Annotated in this window: 20 protein-coding genes and 1 pseudogene; 14 read left to right on the top strand and 7 right to left on the bottom strand. The window is 36.8% G+C overall.

The genetic code is table 11. The features are described from left to right. Positions 1-108: 108 nt before the first annotated feature. Positions 109-1,455: a DUF2254 domain-containing protein gene (locus tag I6F45_RS00270; RefSeq protein ID WP_165728638.1), complete on the bottom strand. Its 1,347-nt coding sequence runs from the start codon at positions 1,453-1,455 to the stop codon at positions 109-111. Positions 1,456-1,608: 153 nt separating this feature from the next. Here I6F45_RS00270 and I6F45_RS00265 point away from each other — a divergent pair, with 153 nt between their 5' ends. The 14 genes from I6F45_RS00265 to I6F45_RS00200 all read left to right on the top strand — a co-directional run bounded on the left by I6F45_RS00265 (position 1,609) and on the right by I6F45_RS00200 (position 16,466). Then, positions 1,609-1,980, top strand: a complete 372-nt coding sequence (locus I6F45_RS00265) for an MAPEG family protein (RefSeq protein ID WP_007586689.1) — start codon at positions 1,609-1,611, stop codon at positions 1,978-1,980. A 14-nt stretch (positions 1,981-1,994) separates the two neighbouring features. Beyond that, complete coding sequence (locus I6F45_RS00260; protein ID WP_197159411.1) at positions 1,995-2,627, top strand: sulfotransferase; 633 nt, start codon at positions 1,995-1,997, stop codon at positions 2,625-2,627. A 47-nt stretch (positions 2,628-2,674) separates the two neighbouring features. Further along, positions 2,675-3,247 (top strand): tRNA-(ms[2]io[6]A)-hydroxylase, encoded by a 573-nt coding sequence (locus I6F45_RS00255; protein ID WP_007586685.1) that lies wholly within the window; start codon positions 2,675-2,677, stop codon positions 3,245-3,247. Positions 3,248-3,460: 213 nt separating this feature from the next. Further along, positions 3,461-5,380 (top strand): pilus assembly protein N-terminal domain-containing protein, encoded by a 1,920-nt coding sequence (locus I6F45_RS00250; RefSeq protein ID WP_024609061.1) that lies wholly within the window; start codon positions 3,461-3,463, stop codon positions 5,378-5,380. Beyond that, positions 5,377-6,054 carry a tetratricopeptide repeat protein gene (locus tag I6F45_RS00245; protein ID WP_010552791.1) on the top strand — a complete coding sequence of 226 codons (678 nt, stop codon included), beginning with the start codon at positions 5,377-5,379 and terminating at the stop codon, positions 6,052-6,054. The genes I6F45_RS00250 and I6F45_RS00245 overlap by 4 nt, the downstream gene beginning before the upstream one ends. A 372-nt stretch (positions 6,055-6,426) precedes the next feature. After that, positions 6,427-6,816, top strand: coding sequence for a hypothetical protein (locus I6F45_RS00240; RefSeq protein ID WP_010552792.1), 390 nt, complete (start codon positions 6,427-6,429; stop codon positions 6,814-6,816). 97 nt (positions 6,817-6,913) lie between these two features. Then, positions 6,914-7,681 carry a hypothetical protein gene (locus I6F45_RS00235; protein WP_182736397.1) on the top strand — a complete coding sequence of 256 codons (768 nt, stop codon included), beginning with the start codon at positions 6,914-6,916 and terminating at the stop codon, positions 7,679-7,681. Between the two features lie 6 nt (positions 7,682-7,687). Beyond that, complete coding sequence (locus I6F45_RS00230; protein ID WP_039487860.1) at positions 7,688-8,986, top strand: CpaF family protein; 1,299 nt, start codon at positions 7,688-7,690, stop codon at positions 8,984-8,986. Next, on the top strand, positions 8,979-9,854 hold the full coding sequence (locus I6F45_RS00225) for a type II secretion system F family protein (RefSeq protein ID WP_197159410.1): 876 nt from the start codon (positions 8,979-8,981) through the stop codon (positions 9,852-9,854). The genes I6F45_RS00230 and I6F45_RS00225 overlap by 8 nt, the downstream gene beginning before the upstream one ends. Continuing rightward, positions 9,851-10,666, top strand: a complete 816-nt coding sequence (locus I6F45_RS00220) for a type II secretion system F family protein (RefSeq protein WP_007586675.1) — start codon at positions 9,851-9,853, stop codon at positions 10,664-10,666. The genes I6F45_RS00225 and I6F45_RS00220 overlap by 4 nt, the downstream gene beginning before the upstream one ends. 9 nt (positions 10,667-10,675) lie before the next feature. Further along, positions 10,676-11,842, top strand: a complete 1,167-nt coding sequence (locus I6F45_RS00215) for a hypothetical protein (protein ID WP_197159409.1) — start codon at positions 10,676-10,678, stop codon at positions 11,840-11,842. Further along, the gene (locus I6F45_RS00210; RefSeq protein ID WP_197159408.1) at positions 11,839-14,718 is read left to right on the top strand and encodes an ATP-binding response regulator; all 2,880 of its coding nucleotides are present in this window, start codon (positions 11,839-11,841) and stop codon (positions 14,716-14,718) included. Before I6F45_RS00215 ends, I6F45_RS00210 begins: the two co-directional genes overlap by 4 nt. A 37-nt stretch (positions 14,719-14,755) precedes the next feature. After that, positions 14,756-15,181, top strand: coding sequence for a response regulator (locus I6F45_RS00205; RefSeq protein WP_010552799.1), 426 nt, complete (start codon positions 14,756-14,758; stop codon positions 15,179-15,181). Positions 15,182-15,641: 460 nt separating this feature from the next. Next, entirely contained in the window at positions 15,642-16,466 is an 825-nt protein-coding gene (locus tag I6F45_RS00200; protein WP_197159407.1) for an alpha/beta fold hydrolase, read from the top strand. 420 nt (positions 16,467-16,886) lie between these two features. Here I6F45_RS00200 and I6F45_RS00195 read toward each other — a convergent pair whose 3' ends face one another. The 6 genes and pseudogenes from I6F45_RS00195 to I6F45_RS00170 all read right to left on the bottom strand — a co-directional run bounded on the left by I6F45_RS00195 (position 16,887) and on the right by I6F45_RS00170 (position 23,751). Beyond that, on the bottom strand, positions 16,887-17,846 hold the full coding sequence (locus I6F45_RS00195; protein ID WP_197159406.1) for a sugar-binding transcriptional regulator: 960 nt from the start codon (positions 17,844-17,846) through the stop codon (positions 16,887-16,889). A 248-nt stretch (positions 17,847-18,094) separates the two neighbouring features. Continuing rightward, complete coding sequence (locus I6F45_RS00190; RefSeq protein WP_197159405.1) at positions 18,095-19,096, bottom strand: ABC transporter ATP-binding protein; 1,002 nt, start codon at positions 19,094-19,096, stop codon at positions 18,095-18,097. Positions 19,097-19,106: 10 nt separating this feature from the next. Then, positions 19,107-19,937, bottom strand: coding sequence for a carbohydrate ABC transporter permease (locus tag I6F45_RS00185; RefSeq protein ID WP_197159404.1), 831 nt, complete (start codon positions 19,935-19,937; stop codon positions 19,107-19,109). 2 nt (positions 19,938-19,939) lie between these two features. Then, on the bottom strand, positions 19,940-20,812 hold the full coding sequence (locus I6F45_RS00180) for a carbohydrate ABC transporter permease (RefSeq protein ID WP_197159403.1): 873 nt from the start codon (positions 20,810-20,812) through the stop codon (positions 19,940-19,942). Positions 20,813-20,958: 146 nt separating this feature from the next. Continuing rightward, positions 20,959-22,270 (bottom strand): annotated as a pseudogene (locus tag I6F45_RS00175) (ABC transporter substrate-binding protein). A gap of 152 nt (positions 22,271-22,422) precedes the next feature. Further along, entirely contained in the window at positions 22,423-23,751 is a 1,329-nt protein-coding gene (locus tag I6F45_RS00170) for a hypothetical protein (protein ID WP_197159402.1), read from the bottom strand. Positions 23,752-23,904 lie beyond the last annotated feature (153 nt).

The following is a 23,904-nucleotide window of genomic DNA, read 5'->3' as shown; positions in this document are numbered from 1 at the left end:
TTAGAGTAACGCAGGAGCAGTTACCGAGCCCACTAGGTTACAAACCTCGCGCCGCGATTTAATCGCCCCTAGATTGAACAAATTTCAATCCAAATAATTCAACACGCCCTAGTGGTGCTCAAAACGTGCCACCAACTTCTCACCTTGCTCTTGGCTGATACGCGCTATAGAGTTGAGCATATTAGTGACTTCGCGCCTGTCGTATTCATTAGTTACATGCTCATTTATGTCATCAACAATTGCATTTAAATAATTAAATAAACTGTTTCGTGCATCGGTATCTTTATGGGCAACAAACAAAATATTTTTAAATGCCTCAAGCACGTTTGTCATTACGTATGCATCGCCTTTGGCGTAATTACGCAGCGGTGTAAAGTTGTCGTGTAATAACTCATCAAAGCTTGTTTCATGAAGGTATAACAATGGGGCATTATCACTGTGCTTAAACGAGTAGTTAATATCGTTAATTGACAGCCTTTGGATAAGTAAAATACTCAGCATATCAATTGATTTAACCGCAGTACCTGGATCGTTGATACCCGGGCTCATTGCCTTAACTGCAATCTCAGATATTTGCGTTAACCCATAACGGTAATGATCGCTAATGTACTCTTCTATATAAAAAATAAAGCAGTCGAGAATTTTATTTATCAGCTCTTCATCGTTTGCTATATCTTTATTACATTTTAAAAACGGGTAACCTTTAACTGTAAAATAGCCTTGGTTAACAGAGATATACACCTTTATATCTTGCTCTGCCAAAATGGCACACAGCTTATCGGTATGTACGCCTTTATAATATCCCTCTGTTTTACTGCTTACCGAATGCCACTTGCTAAAGTCTGGAAAGTCTTCAACTGGGTTCTCTTGTTGTCTTAGTATTATTGTTTTAATTTCGTTTTTAGTTTGGCTAAACAAGCCATTTAATACGTTATCAACCTGAATGGCACGAGAGATTGAATGTATAAAAAACACAAATAAACCTAATGAAATCAAGCCAAAAACAAGTGCAAACAACACACCAATTGAAGGAATAGCCGTACTGCCACCTTCAAGTTTATTAATGTTTATAAGCATAATAATTGAGTAAATTATGCTGCCTAAATAAAAGCCCAAAACCATTTGGTGTGATTTACGCGTAATAAGCCCAGGCACTACGCGGGGCGATAAACTCGCACTGGCCGAATTTAAAACCACCATTACCATCGAAAAACTAAACACGGTAAGCGAAATAATACTCCCCGCTAAAGTGCTTAAAATAGTACGCGCGTTTTCGGCGCTATCAACAAGTACAACCGATATAAACGATTTTAGCTGCTCAATAGGGGCTAAATATTCAACCGACATAGTTATAATGGCAAATACTAAAAAGCCCACTGAAAGCATAGAAGGGTAAAAGCCAATACTGTTAATCATTTCACGGTAACTGTCGGCTACTTTGCGAGGTACAAACATAAAATCCTTATGTAATTTTCTACTTACTTAATACCCTTAGCTTAGCATAGGCATTTATTAAACTTCTGATAATGCTGCTCAAATTTATATGTTATTATCACGCCCACAATAATAAAGCGCATGCTTATGCGATAAAAATAACAGGAAAACGCCGTGATCATTTCAACTTATGCTGCATTACTTGCATTCTTTTACATTTATTTGAGCTTTAACGTAATAAAAGTGCGCCGCGCGGAGCAGATATCACTTGGTGATAATGGTAACGCAACGCTACAACGTGCTGTGCGTGCCCACGCTAACTTTATGGAGTACGTGCCAATTGCTTTAATTTTGCTTTTTTTAGCAGAATACCAAGGGCTTGCTAGCCATTACTGTCATATATTAGGTGGTGCGTTATTAATAGGGCGTGTGTTTCAAAATTTAGGCATAGTAGAAAAAAGCCTGAAATATCGCCAAATTGGTACCATTACTACATTTTTGGTGATTATTGTTAGCGCCTTTGTATTGCTAGTGACACGTGGCTAATTAAAGAAAAGTTAATGAGCAAAATATTTATAATAGGTTTACCGCGTACCGGCACTACTAGTGTGTGCCACGCATTTTTAGAGCTTGGTATTACAACGGCGCATACCGCGTATACTAATGCTTGTTTTGAAAATGCTAACGCGATTGCCGACACTCCCATATTTAATGACTTTAAAGCGCTTGATATTCATTACCCAGACTCTAAGTTTATTTATTTAGAGCGCGAACTTGGTGCATGGCTTGTATCAATAAAACAGCTTTTAGCGCGTATGCACACTAATTTAACCCGTGCAGATGGGGGCTTTAATATTCATATAAAACGTTGTTATTTAAATACGTTTAGTGAGCTTTCGCTTAATAATATTAGCGACGATAGTTACTTAGCTCACTGCTATAAAACACATTTTAATGATGCTCAAACGTACTTTAATAACCGTGACAACGATTTTTTATCCATTGATATAGCAAAGCCTGATAGCTATAAAAAGTTATGCAATTTTTTAGCGTTAAAAAGTGATAAAACTGATTTTGAAAAAATGAATATGGGCGGTAAAGTCACCGCATGGAACGATATTAAACACTCGTTAAAAGTTGAATCTACGGCTAAAGGGCGCATAGATAAATTACTGCCTTACAAGATTTTTTAAATCAAATACGTTAAAATCCCCGCATTATTATTTAAGTTGTACAGAACATGTTTGAATTAAAATACCACACCCCATTTGAATGGACCGAAGTTGTCCTTGCTGACTTTAATACATTTTTACAAGATCATGCTGCTGCTGAAAAAAAAGCATCGGGTATGGCTATGTCTATGCTTTCTCATTACCCAGACAAACGTAAATTAGTAAAAGCTATGACCGACTTAGCGCTAGAAGAATTAATACACTTTAAACAAGTACTTAAATTGCTTTTAGAGCGAGATGTAAACTTAGGTGACGACAAAAAAGACCCGTACATAAAACAAATACGTGCACTGTTTAGACACGGTCGTGATGGTTTTTTAATGGACCGATTACTGGTTGGCGGTGTAATTGAAGCACGTGGCCACGAGCGTTTTTCTTTAGTTGCACAAGCGCTTCCTGAGGGTAAAGAAAAAGACTTTTATGTTGCTATTGCTAAGTCAGAAGAAAAACATAAAAACCTATTTGTAGAACTAGCTTACGAATACTTTGAAAAAGAAGAAGTTGATGTTCGTCTAGAAGAGCTGCTTATAGCTGAAGCTAAAATCTGTGAAAGCATCCCGTTTACAGCCGCTTTGCATTAATTAAAACTAGCGTAAAGCGTATTTTCACTCGCTTTGCGCCACACACCTCTGCTCTTATTTCTTTGTTAACCTCTTCATGAATTGTTGATTTGCAATTTGCGAATCAAAATAATAAAAAACACGTTTATACATCTTAATCCACTGATTATAAATACAAAAACCCTTGGTCTCATACTTGCTACCTATACAGTAAGCAAATTGAGGGAAAGGCTTATGTTAAAATTTATTTTTATACTATTACTAATATCTTTTACCGCTATGGGCAGTGAAAGTCATTTAGATTATATAGAAAATGCAAATGGTGAGCGGGTACAAAAAGTATCGCACTTAGTTAAATGGACGCATACTCGCTTTGTGTTTACCCGTGATATTTCTCGTATTGCACTTGGCCACGAAACAACACTTGATGTGAACGTGGTAAATGGCCGTGAGCTACTAATTTTAGCTAAAAAGTTGGGCCGTACATCTATGATGGTGTGGTACGACGATAAAAGCTCTGAAACATTTTTACTTGGCGTAACCGAAGACTACAGCGTACTAGAAAATGCCTTAAACGACATCCATCCTGACGTACAGCTAACCATAGCGCCTGATCGCCATGCTGTTGTATTACGTGGTGAAGTACCTACTATAAATTATCGTCATGCCGCTTATGAAGCTGCAAAAAACTACCTTTATGCCAGTAGCTCACAAGCATCACAACCCGTTATCACCTCAAATCCTAACCAAGGTATGTTTAATTCACTTGCTCAACGCTTGCAAGGCTTGGGTAACGCAAACGGCGGCAGCTCTCAAAACTCGAGTAAAGTCGCTATTATTAATTTAATAAAAGTAACTCAAGCACCCAAGCCTAAAGAAGAACGTATTAGCGAAGTAATAAAATCAATGGGCGCAGATAAAGTGACCATTAAACGCATCTCGGTTGATGAGTTATCAAATGACGACAACGATGTGTTTTTACTTTCCGGCTCTGTAAAAAACCAGATAGAGCTAGTGCGCTTATTAAATACAATTAATAAATTATTCGAACCAGAGCAAGCATTACAAACTCAGGGTTCTCCTCTTGATCCTAATAATTTAATGGGCGGCGCAACGCAGGATAAAAGTTCAGGTATTGAAGTACTTGCCAACGAGTCAGGCGGTTTAATAAATGATGCTACCTCAGGATTAAATTTAAGTAATGTGAGTTCTAATATTGCAAGAGCAACGTTGCTGTCAGTGGCTGGCGGTAAAGTTTTGTCGAGTATTGAAGTTGAAGATTTACCGCAAGTGCGTGTATCGGTGCAGCTATACGAAGTAAATCAACGTAGGTTAAAGCAATGGCGCCCAGATATTAGCGTGCTCTCTAATGGATATGAAAAAGAAGCGGGTTTATTTGGCCGTGACGGTATGACTAATCGTGAATCTGGCTCTGCAACAATAGAAAATGCGCTGCAATTAATTGGCGGTCAATTAACTAATAACTTACAGCTTTCTACCTCACAGTTTGCCATTGATATGTTATTTTCATTACTTGAACAAGAAGGTATTTCTCGAACGCTTTCTCGCCCTACAATCACGGTTTTAGCCGGTGAAAGTGCCGTGTTTAAAGTCGGTGGTGAAGTACCTGTACCTACAAGTTATAGCCCTTCAGGAATTACAAGCGGGCAGCAAGGTAGTAGTGGGTCGGTGTTTAGCGGTACAGAATTTAAATCATTCGGAGTTGAATTAAATGTACGCGCCATGGTTGACGACAAAGATAGAATAACACTTGATCTAAACCCAGTAATTTCATTACCCGATACCACGTTAACCGCCGAAATTGCACAGAGTACAGGCAGCAGTTTAAATAGCAGTGCATTTAATACACGCAGCATGCAAACATCAACACGTTTAAAAGACGGACAACCTCTTATTATTGGTGGCTTAATTAGCACCGATAACAACGCAAGCCACGACTTTGTACCTGATGGCAACGGCAATAGCATGCTAGGAAAGTTAAGCGAAACAACCAGTAAAAGTGAAAACAACCGCGAGCTAATTATTGTTGTTACTCCAAACCTGGTGCGTGAGCCAATTAATACCTTACGTTCGTGGGAACAGGCAAATATCGACACCCAGGTACTTAGCTATATACAGGAGCAAGGGCTATGAAAATATTTTATATTATTTTACTGCTTACTTTATCGGGTTGCGCTCATATTGATTACAAGCCAACAGTAAATCCTTACAACGCGTTGAGTGACATCGTTAAAAAATACCAATTAAATGCCCAACCATTAAAGTGTGAAGGTATAAATGCAAGTAACTGTTTAAACCTAGTGCATGAGGTGAATCAGTTAATGCTTGAACACCCCGATAACACGGCAATACTTTCAATATCGGCCTACGTACTTTATAAAAGTGGCCGTGCTAATCAATCTCAACAAGTTATAAACACATTACTGAATAAAGCTAATCCACCATTAAATGCAATTACTTTAGGGGTTACGTTAGCAATAGAGCAAGGTAATTTAGCTAAAGCAAAAAGTATTGCTCAATACGGCGTTGATGTTTTTGGTACACATGCTTCACCATACCTGCAAATGGCCTCTATACATTATGCTCAGGGCAGTTACGTTATAGCTTCAAACTACTTAGAGCTTTCGGTTAAGTTTGGTTTAAATAGCACTGCCTATTTTTACCATAAAGGGTTAATTGAAGAAGCTAATACCAATAATTTATTGGCTTGTGGCTACTATGAGCAAGTTTTACGTGCAGAACCCACGCATAAAAAAGCACTTGCTAGGCGCGGTAAACTCTCCGTTTTAGGTAATTGTTATTCTTAAGGCCTTCGGGCCTTTTTTTATACCTAAAATTTGGCATTATTTAGGGCCAAAACCACTTTATTATTTATCAAAAATACAAGTAAAGCTTACGCTCATCCTACGTTTTATACGTAACCTCACAAGACTGCTTTTAATATTTACCCCTTACACTATCCATCAGTTTTAATAATACTTTCAATAACGTAAACCTAGCATTATTTATCTAAAATATTTTTAATATTGATTTGCATTTTGCAAATCAAAAATTAAAACATCTAATAAACAGTAACCATTAAAAACATAACCAACTGTATTTAATAGTTATTTATAGCTGGCATGGTCCTCGCAATATGTAAAGTGAGCATAAGCTCTTCTAATTTAAAGGCTACGATTATGAAAACTATTAAACATAACTTAAATAGCAAAAAGCAAAAAGGTTTTGTACTAACGTCAGAGCTAATCATTCTTTCTACTTCAATGGTAGCAGCACTTGTAATTGGTTTATCTACATTACGTGACTCGGTAACCAGCGAACTTGAAGATGTAGCTGAAGCAATTGGCTCACTTGACCAAAGCTATGTATTTGACGGCATGATTAACGCTGAAGGCACTGCTGAAGTGTCTGGCTCTGGGTTTGTAGATTCAGTTGATGTGTACGCAGGCGATGGCAGTTCATTCACTTTTGTTGCATCAGACTTTAGTGAAAGTGCCGCACTTGTTAATGCAACACCAAGCGGCGATGCTGCAACACGTACAGCAGCAGGCGGTTCACAAGGTAACTAACGCAAGGTACCCAATATAAGGCAACCAGGTTTGAATACCAAGCTTAAGGCTCACTGCCACAAAAGTGTGGCAGTGAAAGTTACTCTGGAGGAATATTATGAAAAGTAAAAGTAACAAAGGCGCAACCACTGCGGCTCTCACATTACTCATCACCTCTGGCATGTTAGCTTCGGCTTTGGGCATTAGACAGGTAAACGATGAAAATAGCGTAACAGCCTGGGTAGTAAACAAAAATATGTCGGCCGGTCAAACAGTAACCGTTCACGATGTAGAGCAAAAGAGTATAGATCCAAGTAACTATTCAAATATTGCACTGAGCGTTCAAAACCCACGTGCATTAATTGGTCAAAAATTAGCAACTAATAAAATGGTTGAACAACCCTTGTTCGACACCGATTTTATTAGAGCGAAAAGCCAAAATTTATCAGAAGCCATACCGGCAGGGCGTGTTTTATATACTTTAAAACTAAACACCTTAGATATTCCGCTTTCGCGCATACACAAAGGTGACCGACTCGACATAGTCGCTAAAACTAATCGCTTAGTAAGAACAGTTGCCCGTGATGTACAGCTTATTGGTGTTTCGAAAGGTCCTAAATCGCAAGCCGCTAAAAGTGGCGTAATGGATAATTTAGCTAAAGAGTCTAATTCTGCTACGGGCGGTGTTTCATTAGTCCTTGCGGTACTTCCAAAAGATGTTTATTCGTTGGCGGGTATAGATAACGCCGACAAAGTTTCAATTATTGTGCATAGCGCTTATGACATTGAACAAGGTCGTTTGCAAAACTTTTCACGCTTACAAACCAGTCGCACAATCGAAGTGGTTAAAGGCGTTAAAAATGAAGCTGTATATGTAGCTAAGTGAGTTTTTATGTTTAATTTATCAAGCAAACATGAAGAAGTTCAAACCAGTTTAAGTACCTTTGAAGAGCTTAAAAAGCTATTGCATGATGCCGTTATCGAAGAGTACGAACAAGAACCAACCGCGCTTTTATCAAGTAATGTTCTCGAAAAAATCTCTGCTTTGTGCAGTGAAATTCCACAATTTAATCAATCTTCATTTAATCAACACCAACAAGAGCAGGTTGTTCAGGCTGTATTTGATGAAATTCAGGGTCTGGGTCCTATTGCACAGTTTATGCTGGACGATCAGGTGAGTGATATTTTAATAAACGACACGCAAGATATTTGGATTGATAAACAAGGCAAACTACTTTGCACAGCCAGTAAGTTTGATGACGAACGCCATTTACGCCGATTTGTTGATCGCTTACTTGATGGTTGTGGCCGACAAGTGAATGCGCTTATGCCAATTGTTGATGGCAAACTAAAAGATGGTAGCCGTGTTCATATTATTGTACCGCCTGCGTGTACCAGCGCAGCTATTGTGTCTATTCGTAAGTTTAACCATAAAAAAATAAACGATGACTTTTTAGTTAATAACCATTTTTTAGATAAAAACATCCTATCATTTTTAAAAAGTGCAGTTAAAACAGGCGTTAATATTTTAGTATGTGGCAATGCCGGGGCTGGTAAAACGTCATTATTAAACGTACTTGCCAACTCAATTAATCCGAATGAACGTGTTGTAACCATTGAAGAAAGCGCAGAACTTAATTTGCATCACAACCACGTTGTGCAATTAGAAGCCCACGACACAAACAGCGATGGTAAAGGTGCAGTTAGCCTAAGAGATTTAGTAAAAGCAGCCCTTAGAATGCGCGCAGATAGAATACTTGTTGGAGAGGTACGCTCAGGCGAGGTAATCGATATGCTCCAAGCAATGAACTGTGGTCACCAAGGTTCGATGACGACCATACATGCTAACAGCGCAAATGATGCCGTTATTCGTTTATCTACCTTAGTGCAGTTACACAATGCACAACTGAGCGATACCCATACAAGTTCGCTAATCGCGTCGAGTATTCAACTTATTGTGCATGTTTCTCGCTCAACTAATGGCACCCGAACTCTAAAAAGTATTGGTGAAATTAAGCGTGTTAATGGCGGCGCACATTTTAGCCCGCTTTATAGTATTAACGAAGCAGAGCCTGTACAAAGTGAGTTAATAGATAACTCAAGTGTTATTGAGTTTATGAAAGGCCAAGGCGCAAATGCAAAAGAATTAAAAGCATTACTGCACAATAACCCGGAGGCTAACAATGACTAAACTTGATTATTTATTAGCTATAGCGGCGGTTATAACCTTTGTACTTGCAACTAGTGTGTTGGTTTCTTTGTATGCTAAAAATAAAAGCAGCCAAGGCACTAAAAAAGTAGATATTTTAGAAGAAAAAGACGTACTTACTCTGTCACTTCGAGTGCTAGGCTTAAACATAAGTAACGCCTGGTTTATAAGCATGGCGTGCTCGCTCTCTAGTAGCTCATGGTTTTTAGCTAAATTATATTATCCAGAGGCATCAACCAGCGCGTTTATTATTTCAATCGTGGTTTTTGTAACCTGTTTTATAACTGTGATTGACTTGGCTCATTATAAATTAGCAAAATTTGAGCATCATTTTTTAGAATTTATTGAAACCGTACAATCGTGTTTAAGCACTGGGCTATCGCTACAGCAATCAATGCAGTTTGCTGATGAACATGCAGACCCATATATAAAAAAACAAAGCACCTTACTAATACAACGCATGAGCATGGGTAGTGATGCCGAAACGTCGTTTGCCCCTTTAATTGAAAGATACAACTGCGAAACCGTAAGATTGTTTGCTCATAGCATCATTACACATACACAAAGCCAGTGTGATTTAACCGATATGCTAAAAAGCGTATGCAACATGATGTCGCTTCGGACCCTCGACCGACAACAGCTAAAAGCTAAGCTTTCGGGTACTAAATACGCTGCTGTATTTAGTGGTTTTTTACCTTACGTACTAATTCCTTTATTTAGCTATACCGATCCAACCTGGTTTGAACCATTATTAAACGACCCTAATGGGATTGCATTTATAACGGTTGCGCTTCTTTGTCAGCTATTTGGTTTTTTATGGCTACGCCTTAGCTTAAGGGTAACATTATGATTGATATACTTTTACTTATCGGACTTTTAGTAAGTATGGGCTCATTTATCCATATTCATAGGCAATCTCTTAAAGTTGAATTAGATAAACCCGATACTAAAAACATTAATTGGTATCCGCTAATCATCATCTCTAAACGTCAACTAAGACAAGCAGGGATTCAAATTAATAAAATATTAATAAGCCTGTACTGCTTCAAAGTGGCTGCTACTTTCAGTGCATTTACGGTTATAGAACTAACAGGTTATGAGCTGAGCCAATCGATTAAATTATTACTGTGTTTTATGTGTTTTTTTGCACCTGAATGCTGGTTTTTATTACGTAAAAATCAACGCAAAACCACTATTAATAATAGCTTAGAGTTTTTTTTACGGGTGTTACTGGTTTACATGCGCGCTGGATTTTCACTAGAGCGCTCATTTGCACTGGCAGTTGATCATGGATTAAGTCAAAAACACCCATTATACAAAGAGCTAAAGTTATTTTTATTCGAACTAAGCGCAGGTAAAGATCGTGAATTTGCATTTAATTCACTTTTTGAAAGAACCGGCGTATTAGGAATTAAAAAGCTCGCCAACTTAATGTTAATAGGGTCAAAACTTGGTACGCCACTTATCCAAGCAGTAGAGGCTCAACTTGAAGGCCTAGCTCTAAAAAAGAACATTTTACTCGCTAAAAAGGTAAACAAAAAAGCGATGCACACAACCTTTCCCATTATCTTAATTTGTTTTCCGATGTTTTTGGTATTGGTGTTTTTTCCCGCAGCATTACAAGTAATGAACGTACTTAAAATGCTTGTAGAAGTGTTATAGGAGCCTGATATGAAAAAGCATTATCAACATGGGTACATACTTACTATTGAGCTTATATTGATTATAACAATTTTAATTATTGGCTCAATTGGCGGGGTTATTTTAGTCAGAGATGCCCTTATTAAGCGCCATCAAACTAAGGTAGATAATCAAATTACTGTCGTTGATGCTAACAATAGACCACTCGGTATTGCAGTAAGTTTTGATGAGCATCAAGCACCACTCATATTTTATACAGACCGTGGAGCAAACAACACGTACAGGGCATTAATAGGCATACGAGACGATAGGTTTACCTCGCGAGAAGCTGTTTATTACGATGCTCCAAATTGCCAAGGTAACCCGTGTTTAAAGGGCTTAAGTGACGAAGCAACAGACAGCCAAGGTGTTAGCAAGTTAAATAATACCGGTAATGTAAGTTATATAAATGCGCTGCAGCAAGGTTCAAATTATGCAATAGGGCAGTTAGGTAATACCGTTATTGGTCAGTTATTAAGAAGTACGCCACAACAATGCCCAGCTAATAGTGAACAAATTCTATCTCGTTATGTATCGCAAAAAGTAGTAACAGGCTCACCTTGTGAAAGCTTTGAAATAGATAAGCAACCGGCCGACAGCAGTTGTTTAGTTGGCTTGACCGCTTTGGGTCATCCACTTGTAGGAACCGACGGTCGAGAGTTGGCGCTATCATGTGACACATGCCAAGCAGGGTACGAATCGCAAGGCGACATACTTGATTTATATTTACCCGAAGTAGAATCCCTCTTAAAAGAAGCACTTAAAGCGCTTAAGTTCGTTCTTATAGGAACAAACTTTGATATAGAGCTTGGCACTATATGCTGCCCAGAAGGGACACGCTTAGAAGAAGATGAAAACATTGTAGAGACACTCGTCTTCACTATTTTACAAACTACATTTGAGCTCGCCGGTATTGATTTAGTAAATAACCTTATTATTAGTGAAACACTGAGCTTAATAGGGATTGAGCCAGGCATTACATATTGCAAAACATCACTTAATTTAGTTAATGCAGAACAAGTAATTAATATCACCACAGGCGAACCAGCACTTAGTAGCTTAACACCACCATTTAAAGTTTTACTGCCAGTACATAGCGGCCAAAACAGTACAACGTGGATACATACTCCCCCTAAAGGGGAAGGAGAACGTCAATGAACGCCTCAAATATATTTACCTCACATGCTAATGTAGCAGATACACAAACCGATGAAATATCAACAGAAATTAAAGAAACGCTAACACTACTAAAACAGTTTTATGATGTTCCAATTGTTAAATTTATCGATTTTAGAGAAGTTTATTCAGAGCAGTTAATAACCTGCAACGATAAAGAAAGCGTCGAAAATGAGTTATTAAGCTATCAAAAACGCTGTAGACAAGAAAAACTATATTTATTTGAAGATACCTTTTTTGATGATGTATCAAACAACACGCACAAATTAATTCGTTTTTATGCACAATATCCAATTTATAGTGTCACTAATAAATTAATTGGCGTAGTGCTGATGGCCGATTTAGCACCTAAAACATTAATAGGTTCACAAAAAGATCAGTTTATTTCATTTGCTCAATTATTACAGACACAGTTAAATAAAAATTCAGATTCAGTAAGTAATCAAAGTGCTAAGCCTGCGAAAAAAAATTATGGTGAAAAGTATATTCATGTATTTAGTTTAGCGCCCGTCGCATTTTTAATTGCATTAGTATTATTCTCATTCACTGCATTACTTCTTTATACTATTGAAAAAAAGGAGCTGCAAAGTAACTACAATCAACAAACCCAGCAATTACGTAAAACGTTATTTAATGCATTAGAGCGATTTGATAATCAAGGATTGTATATATCTCAAAAAGATTTAGTTATTGCAGGCTTTTTGCAAAGCCAAAATAACTATACAAAAGAGCAGCTTAACAATTTAGTGCAGAGTCAGGTTTCACAAAGTTTAACTTACAAAGGGTATGTTGTGTTTGATTCTGAGTATAACCAGCTTGCACTTTGGTCAAAAAGTAATTTTGATTTAGCCGCGTATGGGTTTACAAACTGGTTAGAAAAATTTAATAAAAGAGCAAATAAACAAGCAGTAGAAGTATTTACGGTTGCTGATACGGCCTTCTTAATTTCTGAAATAAAAATAAAACAAGGCTCTATTTATACACTTACAGCATTTGATTTAAGTAAGTTTTTAAAAGCCGTTATTGGCAAATTAAACACTGAAAATTATAACGTTTTTATAGCAACACCACAGTTTACTTTAGGAAAACAAGGAGAAGTAAACCCGAGTATAATTAAAAATAGTATTAGCGCTTTAAGCAGTCGTTTTCCACCTACTTGGCGCTTGCATGTGCAACCAATGAATAAAATAGTACGACCACAAATAACTAAATACAGTTTAATTAGATTAGGGTTAATCTCTTTTTGTGTATTCGCGTTTGTGTATTATTTTTTACGTTTGCCAAGGCGTTTACACAGTGAAATAAAACAAAAAAATCAGTTAATACTCAATAGAGAGGAGCTTTTTTCAAGTTCTCTGGATGCACTGCCGCATGGGTTTGCTATTTTTAATAGCCATGAATTTCCTGTGATTACCAACAATGCTTTTAATCTTTTATTTGCACAGGTGAATAAACAAAACAGTCAGCTATCGTATAGCCAGCTGATAAGTATTGCCCAGCAGCATAATATTATAAATCACTACCACGAACATCATAAGCTTGATGATGACCGTAACCAATTAATAGATATAGGTTTTACAGACGGGAAGTGGATAACTGTATTACAAAGACATACAGATTTTAATGGTTTCGTTTGCTACTTTAGAGATGATACAGAGGCACATCAAAAAGAATGTTTACTCGCTGATGTTCTCGAAAAATCAAAACAGACAAATCAATTAAAAGAAAAATTTGTTACAAGGCTTAGCCGTCAGTTAAAAACGCCTTTATCATCTTTAAAGTCATTAGTTGAAATATCTAAAGATCCAATAAGCTTTAACGAATTTAAAAACAATGTGGGGAATATTTCTGATGCATGCGACCAGCTAGAAAGTGTAATTCAGCAACTCGTAAATATAAATAAATCGGAAATAGGTAAGTTAAAGCTTCAGGCCAAAAACGTAAACCTAAATCAAATGATCAATAATAATATGTCGATTTTAGCTAAAGAGGCTGAAAATAAAAGAATCGTTCTTAAAAATAATATTACGCCTGAATTAACGGTCGCAAGCGATGAAAAGTTAATTTCTCAATTGGTTATTCAATTAGTGACTGAGGTTTTGGATTCATCAAATAATACAACGCTTTCAATTAACGCTCAGATTAAAAATGAAAGTAAACGTAATTACTTATACCTCGATTTTTCATTAAGTAATTTGATCGACAGTAGTAACTTTATAACTGAGCTTAAAAGTATATCGGGTGATGATATAACGCGCTTTATAGATGATAAAGACGTGTCATTAGAGTTAAAGTTTTTTATTTCAATATTTAAAATGTTAGGTGGTAAAGCGATAATTGTAAGTAGTAACGCGAATAAATCAACGATATCACTTTCTATGTTGGTAAACATAGCAACCAAACAAGGTAAAGACAATGAGCAAGAAGTACCAAGTAGCTCGTTAACAAATAATGATTTAGTAAAAGCTAGTTTAGTAACTAACAAACACCAAAACACGCTGTTACTGGTTGATGACGATCCTCTTGTTGAGATTGTAATTAGAGCGATGCTAAAAAATGAGAATATTAAAATAGATTACGCGCGCAGTGCAATAGAAGCGATGTTGATGGTATCGCAAAACAGTTACGACATTATTTTAATGGACATAGTAATGCCAGAATTGTCGGGAACTGACGCTATGTTAAAAATTAAAAAACACAGTGACAATTTGAAAACTAAAATAATTGCGCATACATCGACACCCGATACAGATTCAAAATACGTTAACCAGGGCTTTGATGACATGCTATTAAAACCAGTAAAACAAGGTGTATTAATAAACCAAATAACACGCATTTTAAAAGATAAGTCGTTATAAATTAGCGTATATTACTGGAACAGTAATGAGGTAAAACATGAAAAACACTATTGAAAATATGGCTGAAGTTATCGAGTTTAAAGTAACGCCAATAAATAAAACTAAACGACTGCTTTTAGTAGATGATGACTTGCTAATAGAAATAGTAATTAGAAAAATGCTTAACGAAGAAAATATTTTAATAGATTTCGCATCAAGTGCTATAGAGGCGCTACTTATGGTTTCTCAAAATATTTACGATATTATTTTAATGGATATAGTAATGCCGCAATTTACAGGCACCGACGCAATGCTAAAAATAAGAAAGCATGCTGACGCATCAGCAACAAAAATTATCGCTCATACATTTAGTGAAAACGAAAATAGTGATAACAAGTATGTAAAGCTTGGGTTTAACGGCCTGTTATTGAAGCCAGTTAAGCAAAGTGTATTAATAGAAAATATTAGATATTTTTTGGAATGATAAATAGAAACAGTAGGGCGGTTAACTATTTTTTATTTATAGCTTACTAAAAAGTTAAATTATAATTTTTTAAAGCACTAATATTTATTAGTGCTTTTGCGTATATGAACCTTTAATTTATTTAAATTTTTAAAAGTCCTTTAATAAGAATAATTACTTCAAATTATTCCTTCAAAGTATTACAAACTACGCTTTTGTAATTGTTGCATGTATACGAGTCATCGTTTCACACTTCTTAAAACGGTTTGATAAACACAATTGTTAAACGCTGTAATATTATAAAATCAGTAAATTTATTTAGCCTAGAGCCCACGAATCACAAGGGTTTAACTTTTAAAACATTAAAATTTTTTAAAAACTAATAAATACTCATATTGGGACGGAATTTGCTTTATAAGGCTATATTCTAATTTTATAGTTTACTAAATATTATAATTTTTAAAGTTAAAGAGGCAAAATTATGAACAAGACACAGTACGTTACAGTAGAAGGTCATCAAATTGCTTATCAAGAAATGGGACAAGGAACACCTTTATTATTGATACACGGTATTCCGACCAATAAATTTTTATGGCGAAATGTGATGCCAAAACTTGCATCAAAATATCGAGTAATAGCGCCTGATTTACTAAACTTTGGTGAATCTGATATGCCAATTAACACCGATGTTTCTATAAATGCGCAATGTAGAATAATGTGTAAGTTTATGGATGAACTCGGTATTTCTAAAGTTAATATTGCTGCACATGATATTGGTGGTGGTGTTGCTCAATTAATGGCTGTAAATCATCTGGATAAAGTAAACGGGTTGGTTTTAATTGATAGTGTATGTTTTGATTCTTGGCCAATACCAGAATTTGAACCTTTGCTAGAACCAGGTGTAGAAGAAAAAACAACTGTAGCTGAATTTGTGGATACATTAAGAGATTTCATGCCCAAAGGTGTTTACGACTCGAGCGTAATGACTGAAGAGTTGATGAAAATATACTTAGCACCATGGAGTAATGAAAAAGGAAAAGCCGCTTTATTTAGTAACATGCGCAGGCTCAATAAAGAATATACCGAAGCTATTACAGGCGATCTTAAAAGCTTACCTCATGAAACACTCATAATATGGGGTAAAGAAGACAAGTTTCAAAAGCCAAAGTATGCGCCAATGTTAGAAGAAGCAATTCCAAATTCATCATTGATTTGGATAGATAGAGCCGCTCATTGGGTTATTGATGAACATCCAGATAAAGTGTCTGATCTTATTAGTGAATTTATGAATGATAAAACATTCTAGTGAATTACTAGGTTTATTAAAAAGCTATTTGTTTCAATACGTTAAGTTTGATTGGGTAAAGTAGCGAATAGGCAATCATTGTAATACCGCTTGATAATATTAATAACCAAGCGGTATTTTTATATGTTCAAGAAGCTAATACCGTAAATGGGTAAGACACTGACTATTAAGATAAGTAGGTTAATGCTTATTAAATAGTCAAAATATCGCGTTTATACGTTAATTAATGAAGGTGAGTAACTTGGTTATGTATTTATTTATGCTATTTAACATAATATAAATTATAGGTAGTTAATGACTATATAGTAAGAGCGCTTAAATGCACCCTTACTATGTCCAATACTAGACGGTATCGGACATTAAGTGGTTTTATTACAATAACAGGTATTACTATTAAAGATGCTTTGTTTATCAAATTGTTCAATCAATACTTAGTAAACGCTCAGCTGTATATTCGTTAGTAATTAATCCACTGATCATGTTTGACCTTACTGCGCCCAAAATGGCTAACACTTTTTCTTCACCAGCAGCTATCGCATAAATCTGTTTGTTTGCATTTGTTTTTAATGGCGTACTTGCTACACGCTGATTAACTGTGCAATCTAAAAGCTTACCGTTTTTATCAAACACCCAACTAATCATTTCACCAATGGCACCGAGTTCTTGTAACTCTTTAAGTTCTTGCGCATCAATAAAACCATCTATATGTAATGGCGATTTTTCACCTAAGCTACCAATACCCACAAATGTTACATCGGCATCTTTAGCGAGTTTTAAATTACCGGTAATATTTTGTTGTGCATGTAACTGTTCTTTTTCTTCAATGCTTCTTGGTAAAACTGGCAATGGCATTGGGTAATGTTTTGCATTGGTGTGTTCGGCCATTCTTACTACAACATCATAAGGTGAAGCCGATCCGTCCAAAGCCATATTACCCAGCATTGCTACAATTTTATGTTGCGGACAATCAACAGTTCTTAGCTCATCTACACATGAACGTAAAACTCGACCGGTTCCCATTGCAAGTACTTTGGGTTGTTCTGATTTTAAATGTCGTTCTATTTCTGCCGCGCCAGCTTGTGCCAAACCTAATGTAGATGAAGGTTCAGACGGATCGCTCGGTACAACTTCGCACGAATCTAACCCAAAACGGCTTTTTATTTTTTCGGCCAGATCCATACATTTAGCAATCGGGTGGTCAAGTCTAACTTTAATTAGACCTTGGCTCACAGATAATGCGACCATTCTTTGTGCAGATTGACGAGATATATTTAGCTTTTTAGCAATTTCATCTTGTGTGTTACCGCCAACATAATATAACCACCCTGCTCTGGCTGCATCATCTAGCTTTCTAATTTCTGTATTTGATAGCTTTACCACGTAAACCTCTTAAAATAGAAGGAAAACTAAATCCTTATTTTCATTACATAATTTTAATTATATGTGCTGCTATATAAATTATTTTATTAATTTTGGAATATCTATTTATCAATAACGTTTTTGTTATTTATAATTGTAAATATACCATTCCTTAATAAAAAATACCTAGGTTTCATAGGATTATGTAATTAGAATTTAGTTAATAGCACCCTTATAAAGGTGCTATTTAAGGTAATTAAAAATTGGCTTTAGCTAATTGTTAAACCATTATTATCAAACTTTAATACTTTATCTGCAGGTGCGCTTAGGTAAATACTGTCGCCATATTTTAATGGGCAATCACCATCAGCTTTTACTGTTACGGTACCTTTGCCTTCAATATTTATATGTAAAAAGCTCTCCGATCCTAAGTGTTCAATAACACCGACAGTACCCGCCCAAGTGCCGCTTTCTGAAGAGAGTGTTATATGCTCTGAGCGAATACCAATACAACTAACATTCGTATCTTCATTTTGTGGCTCTTCTATAAAATTCATTTTTGGCGAACCAATAAAACCCGCTACAAATTTGTTTACAGGATTTTTGTAAAGCTCTAGAGGTGTACCTACCTGTTCAATAATACCGGCATTAAACACAGCAATTCTGTCTGCCATTGTCATGGCTTCAACCTGATCGTGCGTAACATAAATCATTGTTGTGGCTAAACTTTTATGTAATTCAGATATTTCTAAACGCATATTTACACGTAGCGATGCATCAAGATTTGAAAGTGGCTCATCAAACAAAAATGCCGACGGTTGACGTACAATAGCGCGCCCTATTGCAACACGTTGGCGCTGACCACCCGATAATTGCCCAGGTTTTCGGTCTAAATAATCGGTTAAATTAAGTATTTTAGCGGCGTTTGCAATTTTACTTTCGATTTCTGCAGGGCTCACTTTTGCTCTTTTTAAAGGAAAAGCAATATTGTTACGTACGCTCATATGCGGGTATAACGCATATGATTGAAACACCATTGCTAAGCCTCTTTTAGCAGGCGGTGTTTTTGTAGCGTCAACGCCATCTATTTCTATATTACCGCTGGTTGTATCTTCAAGCCCTGCAATCATTCGTAATAAAGTAGATTTACCACAGCCCGACGGACCAACAAAAACGATAAATTCGCCATCTTTTATTTCTAAGTCGAGTGGCTTAATTACGTTAACTTCATCAAAGTTTTTAGTTACTTGTTTTAGTGTGATGCTGCCCATGTGTATTCTCCTATTTTACTGCGCCGAAACTTAATCCGCGCACTAATTGTTTTTGACTAAACCAACCAAGTATTAAAATTGGCACAATGGCCATGGCAGATGCTGCCGATAACTTAGCGTAAAATAACCCTTCAGGGCTTGAGTAACTGGCAATAAATGCCGTTAAAGGTGCAGCATTAGCAGCGGTTAAAATAAGAGTCCAAAATGCCTCATTCCACGACAAAATAACATTTAACAATAACGTTGATGCTATACCAGGTAAGGCTATTGGCAATAAAACATGAAATATCTCTTCGCCAATTGTTGCGCCATCCATACGTGAAGCTTCAAGTATTTCGTTTGGTATTTCTCTAAAGTAGGTGTAAAGCATCCATACCATTATTGGTAAATTAATCAGTGTCATTACAATCACTAAGCCTAACTTTGTATCGAGTAACGCAAAGTCACGAAACAATAAGTAGATAGGAATAAGCACGCCTACTGGTGGTAACATTTTGGTTGAAAGCATCCACATTAATAGATGCTTTGTTTTTTTAGTTTGAACAAAAGCCATAGACCACGCAGCAGGTACGGCAATTAATAAACCAAGTAAACTTGAACCTAATGATATAACCACTGAGTTCCAAAAATGGTTAAAGTAAGGTGAACGTGACAATACATCTCGGTAGTTTTCGAGTGTCCAATCGAACGCATATAAACTGGGGCTTACTGAAATTGCTTCGGCTTCAGTTTTAAAACTGGTGATTAGCGTCCACAAAATAGGAAAGAAAATCATACCGCTTATTGTCCATGCAGCAATGGTATAAATTAGTTTGGAACGACGGCTATCTTTTATAGTCATAATTAACCCTCCAAGTTTTTGCCAATTAAGCGCATTAAGAATATAGCGACAATATTTGCGATGATAACTGCAACTATGCCCCCTGCCGAACCGCCGCCTACATCGAACTGAAGTAGTGATTGCGTATAAATTAAGTACGTAATATTGGTTGATGAATACCCTGGACCACCACTTGTGGTCACTAATATTTCGGCAAAAATTGATAACAAAAATATAGTTTCGATTAAAATAACGGCCGTTACGGCGCGCGATAAGTGCGGTAATACGATGTAGAAAAACTTACTAAATGGACCTGCGCCATCTAAATCGGCAGCTTCTAATTGTTCACGGTCGAGTGATTGTATTGCTGTTAGCAGTATTAATGCTGCAAACGGTAACCACTGCCAAGAGACAATAATGATGATTGAAAATAACGGCATTTGAGCAAGAAAATCTATTGGCTCAAATCCGAGCCAAATTGCAAAGTGCGCAAATAAGCCATTAACTGGGTTCATTAGCATGTTTTTCCATACCAATGCCGACACAGTTGGCATTACAAAAAATGGTGCAAGTACCATTATGCGAACGTAGTTTCGACCCCATATTGCTTGGTCTAGTAAAATAGCTAAACCAATACCACCACAAATGGTGATAAGTAAAACACCGGTTACTAGGTAAAGTGTGTTAAAAAATGACTCAAAAAATGCCGGATCAGTTAGAAAAAATTCGTAGTTTAGAAAACCTACAAATTCTTTATCTCCTGGTACTAATAAATTGTAATCGATAAATGAAAAATACAATGTCATGCACAGCGGTACTATCATCCAAGCAAGTAATAAAATTACACTAGGAAGAAGCATAAACCGAGCAAGCGTGCGCGAGTTAGTTGTTGCCATAAAGGTGACCTTAAAAAAGCCAATTCTATTTACTTGTTAACTATCAAGTGAAAATCAGAAACCCTTGATAGTGTTTATAACTAACAAGTAAATAGAATTGACATAAAATATTGGGTAAGTTTGAGTACTTACCCGCCCATTACATGCTATTTAGGATAGCGAGCTTTACGCATTGTTCGCTCAACAAGGTGCTGAGACGTTCTAAGCGCTTGCTTAACGCTCATTTGGCCAGTTAATGCTGCTGAGAATTGTTGCCCAACAGCTGTACCAATTCCTTGAAACTCAGGAATAGCAACAAACTGAATACCTACATAAGGCACCGGTTTAACGGTTGGATTTTTAGGATCTGCAGATTGAATAGAATCTAAGGTAATTTGCGCAAACGGTGCTGCGTCCATGTACTTTTGATTACTGTAAAGTGATTTACGTGTACCTGGCGGTACTTTTGCCCAACCTTTTTTGTCGGCTACAAGTTGAGTGTATTCTTTAGATGTTGCCCAGCTAATAAATTTCATTGCGGCATCTGGTTTTTTGCTGCTTGCCGGTACGGCTAAAGTCCAAGACCATAACCAGTTACCGCGTTTACCCAGACCGTTATCTGGCGCAAGTGCAAACCCTACTTTATCGGCAACTTCTGAATCTTTTTTGTTAGTAACAAATGCGCCTGCAACGGTTGCATCAATCCAAATACCACATTTTCCGGTTTGAAATAGTGAAAGGTTTTCATTAAAACCGTTTGCAGATGAACCAGCAGGACCAGATTCTTTCATCACATCGACATAATACTGAAGGGTATTTTCCCACTCTGGGGTATTAAACTGTGGCTTCCAGTTTTCATCAAACCAACGAGCACCAAACGAATTTGCCATGGATGTAATAAGCGCAACGTTTTCGCCCCAACCTGCTTTACCACGTAAACAAAGACCATATACCCCTTCTTTTTTATCTGTCATCGCTTTAGCAGCTTTGCGTATAAAGTCCCATGTTGGGGCTTTAGGCATAGTTAGCCCTGCTTTTTCCATTAAGTCAGTGCGGTACATAACCATTGAACTTTCACCATAAAATGGTGCAGCATAAAGCTTATCGTTAATCGTTAATCGTTAAACCGCTTCGGATTGCAGGTATTAAATCGTCTAAATCGTAGTTTTCACCTAAATTATCCAGCTCTTTTAGCCAATTTTGCTTGCCCCAAATAGGTACTTCATAAGTACCTATGGTCATTACATCGTATTGGCCGCCTTTTGTTGCTACATCGGTAGTGACACGTTGGCGAAGAATGTTTTCTTCTAGCGTTACCCATTTTAGGTCTATGTCAGGGTTTTGGCTGGTAAAGTTACTACTTAATTCTTTCATGGTGATCATATCACCATTATTTACAGTGGCTATTGTAATCGTTTCTTTTGCAACAGCGCCCATGCTTATAAAGCCACACGCGAGCATAATTAATTTATTTTTCATCGGGTATTCCCCATACACATTATGTTTTAACAAGTGCTATTAAATTTCAATCAATTACCAATTCTATTTATGGCAGTTTTAACGCATAAAACTGCCCGCAAAGTGCCTTTTTAGGTCCTTTGTATAAATAGTTAGACTAGTTGGATAATGACTTAAAATTTAACAGATATTTCAGAAGTGAAGCCGTCAAATCCTTTACCGATTTGGCCGCCCGAATTAACACCTTCTTCTTGGTTAACATACTCAACTTTTAAAAGCGTTTTATCGTTAAACCAGTAACCTGCGGCTACTTGAATACGCTCTACTGTGTTGTCTGTCTGTTCAATTAAGTCGGAAGTGTTTTCGGCTTCTGCATAACGAGCCGCTACATATAGCTTTTTAGGGATTAGATATTGTTGTGCTTCAAACACGAAGTACTCAACTGATGAGTCGCCTTCTATTACACTGTTTGAATCAAAAGTAGTGCCATTTTCATCTGCTATGCCGTTTGTACCAAAGTAGGTAATACCGGCAACGGCATTACCAGCTGCATCTGCAAACGTGTAGTCATCAGATGATTTACCAACCATAAAAATTAAGCTAGTTTCGTCAGATGGTTGATAAGCTAAGTTAAGCTGGATGATTGATTGCTCAAGCCCTGGCATTGCGCCAACATGAGTGTCACGCTCGTTCGAAGGTGACGCTGAGAAGTTATAGTTTTCACCATCGCCAAAGCGATAGTTTGTTGTGGTTACACCATCAAGACTGGCTACACTGTTTTCAAAACGTAACTGGTCGCCTTGATTGGCTTTTAATAAGTTTAAACCTGCTTTAAAGCCACCTTCAAATTCTAGAGTACCTTGAAGTCGGTAGTTATAACCTCTGTCTTCTTGAAACGCTTCACCGAAACTTGAAGTCGTAATGTGACCTGTAACATTATAAGCACGTACTACACCACTATCGAAAGTTTCGCTGTAACTTAGCTGTGCGCCGTTTTCTGCGGTTGCGTAATCGGTAATACCATTACCAATAAGTGCATTACTTTGGTTATCTGCGCCGTCTTGAAAACCTTTAAATTGAAATGGTGAGCCACCAATATTACCCAAACGCAGTGTTAAATTTGCGTTTTCTTTTGGTGTGCCATAAAGACCTAGTAGGTCAAATTCAACACCTGCAAAATCGTTGTGAAATGAAAAGTCACGATCTTCGCCACCAAAGTCATTAGGCTCTTCTGCAATATCTATATCGGCAATGATGAACTCGTTAATATGAAATTTAAGCATTAGATTAGCTCTAATACGGCCAAATCCTGATTCTTGTTCTTCATCTTCTGGACGAAATGCGCCGTCTTTAGCTTGAATTGACTGAAAGTTTTGCATTAGTAAAAAGTCTACGTCAACGCGATCTAAATATTCAGAAATATCAGCCTGTGCTGGAGCCGATGTAGCCATAGCTGCCGCTATGAGAGAAATTGCAAATTTAGTCTTTTTATTATTCAACATAATAAGCTCTTTATTTAGTGTGGTGTGTGATGCCAACTTTATTAAATTGCATATTCATTTAATGAAATTGGTATTAATTCAGTGTGTATAGATGAGGCTGGCTGAGCAAAACATTAAATAGTTAATGAAATTGCACTTGTGAGCATAAGCCCA

This window comes from Pseudoalteromonas sp. SWYJZ19 (assembly GCF_015864375.1).
Lineage (GTDB): Bacteria > Pseudomonadota > Gammaproteobacteria > Enterobacterales > Alteromonadaceae > Pseudoalteromonas > Pseudoalteromonas arctica.
The sequence above is the reverse complement of the archived record's forward strand: the minus strand, read 5'-3'. Positions and strand labels throughout refer to the sequence as shown.